The organism is Achromobacter sp. 1011811831, assembly GCF_059760905.1.
In genome coordinates this window covers 1-2,767 of sequence record NZ_JCBANG010000181.1, presented here as the reverse complement: position 1 = coordinate 2,767, position 2,767 = coordinate 1, and the positions used below count along the sequence as shown (strand labels likewise).

The 2,767-nt window shown below is 52.0% G+C and carries 2 tRNA genes and 1 rRNA gene; all 3 read right to left on the bottom strand.

The window, feature by feature from the left end:
• Positions 1-180: 180 nt before the first annotated feature.
• Positions 181-256 (bottom strand) — tRNA-Ala (locus AC6LJ9_RS30420).
• Positions 257-280: 24 nt separating this feature from the next.
• Positions 281-357: transfer RNA gene (locus AC6LJ9_RS30415), tRNA-Ile, on the bottom strand.
• A gap of 130 nt (positions 358-487) precedes the next feature.
• Positions 488-2,018: ribosomal RNA gene (locus AC6LJ9_RS30410) — 16S ribosomal RNA — on the bottom strand.
• Positions 2,019-2,767: the final 749 nt, after the last annotated feature.

The window sequence follows — 2,767 nt, the reverse complement described above, 5'->3', positions numbered from 1 at the left end:
CCCATCTTCATCAGCAAAGCTGACTACTCGATGAGCACATTTTGTTGTGCTTCTTCCAGATTGTTAAAGAACGAATATAGCTGTTAGGTAAAACCTAACTCATAAGATCGTCTGCAGTCTGCACACGACGCTATGAGTTAGCCTCTACATCTCACCAGGCGACCGACTCGCGTCAATCAATGGTGGAGGTGAACGGGATCGAACCGATGACATCCTGCTTGCAAAGCAGGCGCTCTCCCAGCTGAGCTACACCCCCATATCCTGCTCAGCGCAGAATACCTGGTGGGTCTGGTTGGATTCGAACCAACGACCCCCGCCTTATCAAGACGGTGCTCTAACCGACTGAGCTACAGACCCAAAACCTTCTCGGATCAGTAGTCAGAAGTCATGGACACAGGGAGGAATCCCTCTACCCAAGCCCACAACCGATCCCAGCTATATCAAACAACCGATAAGAGTGGACGCTTAACACGAGCACTAAGCTCTGAAAGGAGGTGATCCAGCCGCACCTTCCGATACGGCTACCTTGTTACGACTTCACCCCAGTCATGAATCCTACCGTGGTAATCGCCCCCCTTGCGGTTAGGCTAACTACTTCTGGTAAAACCCACTCCCATGGTGTGACGGGCGGTGTGTACAAGACCCGGGAACGTATTCACCGCGACATGCTGATCCGCGATTACTAGCGATTCCGACTTCACGCAGTCGAGTTGCAGACTGCGATCCGGACTACGATCGGGTTTCTGGGATTGGCTCCCCCTCGCGGGTTGGCGACCCTCTGTCCCGACCATTGTATGACGTGTGAAGCCCTACCCATAAGGGCCATGAGGACTTGACGTCATCCCCACCTTCCTCCGGTTTGTCACCGGCAGTCTCATTAGAGTGCCCTTTCGTAGCAACTAATGACAAGGGTTGCGCTCGTTGCGGGACTTAACCCAACATCTCACGACACGAGCTGACGACAGCCATGCAGCACCTGTGTTCCGGTTCTCTTGCGAGCACTCCTAAATCTCTTCAGGATTCCAGACATGTCAAGGGTAGGTAAGGTTTTTCGCGTTGCATCGAATTAATCCACATCATCCACCGCTTGTGCGGGTCCCCGTCAATTCCTTTGAGTTTTAATCTTGCGACCGTACTCCCCAGGCGGTCAACTTCACGCGTTAGCTGCGCTACCAAGGCCCGAAGGCCCCAACAGCTAGTTGACATCGTTTAGGGCGTGGACTACCAGGGTATCTAATCCTGTTTGCTCCCCACGCTTTCGTGCATGAGCGTCAGTGTTATCCCAGGAGGCTGCCTTCGCCATCGGTGTTCCTCCGCATATCTACGCATTTCACTGCTACACGCGGAATTCCACCTCCCTCTGACACACTCTAGCTCGGTAGTTAAAAATGCAGTTCCAAAGTTAAGCTCTGGGATTTCACATCTTTCTTTCCGAACCGCCTGCGCACGCTTTACGCCCAGTAATTCCGATTAACGCTTGCACCCTACGTATTACCGCGGCTGCTGGCACGTAGTTAGCCGGTGCTTATTCTGCAGGTACCGTCAGTTCCACGGGGTATTAGCCCGCGACGTTTCTTTCCTGCCAAAAGTGCTTTACAACCCGAAGGCCTTCATCGCACACGCGGGATGGCTGGATCAGGGTTGCCCCCATTGTCCAAAATTCCCCACTGCTGCCTCCCGTAGGAGTCTGGGCCGTGTCTCAGTCCCAGTGTGGCTGGTCGTCCTCTCAAACCAGCTACGGATCGTCGCCTTGGTGAGCCGTTACCCCACCAACTAGCTAATCCGATATCGGCCGCTCCAATAGTGCAAGGTCTTACGATCCCCTGCTTTCCCCCTTAGGGCGTATGCGGTATTAGCTACGCTTTCGCGTAGTTATCCCCCGCTACTGGGCACGTTCCGATACATTACTCACCCGTTCGCCACTCGCCGCCAGACCGAAGTCCGCGCTGCCGTTCGACTTGCATGTGTAAAGCATCCCGCTAGCGTTCAATCTGAGCCAGGATCAAACTCTTCAGTTTAATCTCTGTATAAATTCGTATTTCTTAGTTCCGAAGAACCGAGTCATACGTCGCTACTCAAAGGAAGTGAGGTATGTTCTTAGACTTGACATCTAAGGTACTTCACTTCTAGTGAGCACTTGATTTCTTGTGCTTGCGATCAAACCAGGTAAACCCGGCCCGATCACTGTGCACTCGCATCAAGCGCCCACACTTATCGGTTGTTTAATTGTTAAAGAGCGGTACTGCTAAATTCTGTACTACTTCGCCTCAACTGCCGTTAACCTCAGCGACTTTCGAAGAACTTCGCTCTTCGCGTCGCTGCTGTTTTAGCAGCAGAGAAACGAGATTATGAAGAAGTTTTTATCGCTTGTCAAGTCAGCGTCGCGTTTAATTTCGCTTCACCTTCTCGACGGCGACCTCTTCAGATCTCGCCGGAAAATCCTTTCGGACCTTCCTCTTAGCAGCTATCGAAACATCAGGGTATTCCCTAATTTTTCGGCAACTGCCAAGCCCGAAACTATAACACAACTTTTGCAGATCATGCAGCCGGCTTTTGCCTAATTTGCATCCCATCTTGCAACCCTGCTTTCTGGTCGCCTGCGCTTTCGCTCAAACTTCCCATCTGCAGCTTCGATTCAATTTGCATCGCATCGAAGGTTGGCTACACCCCGGTTGGCTTGTCATCTTGTTCAGACCACCCATCCGGGTTAACCCTGAATCAACACCACCAGCCAAGCCCAAGACTATAACACAATTTTTGCAGTCTG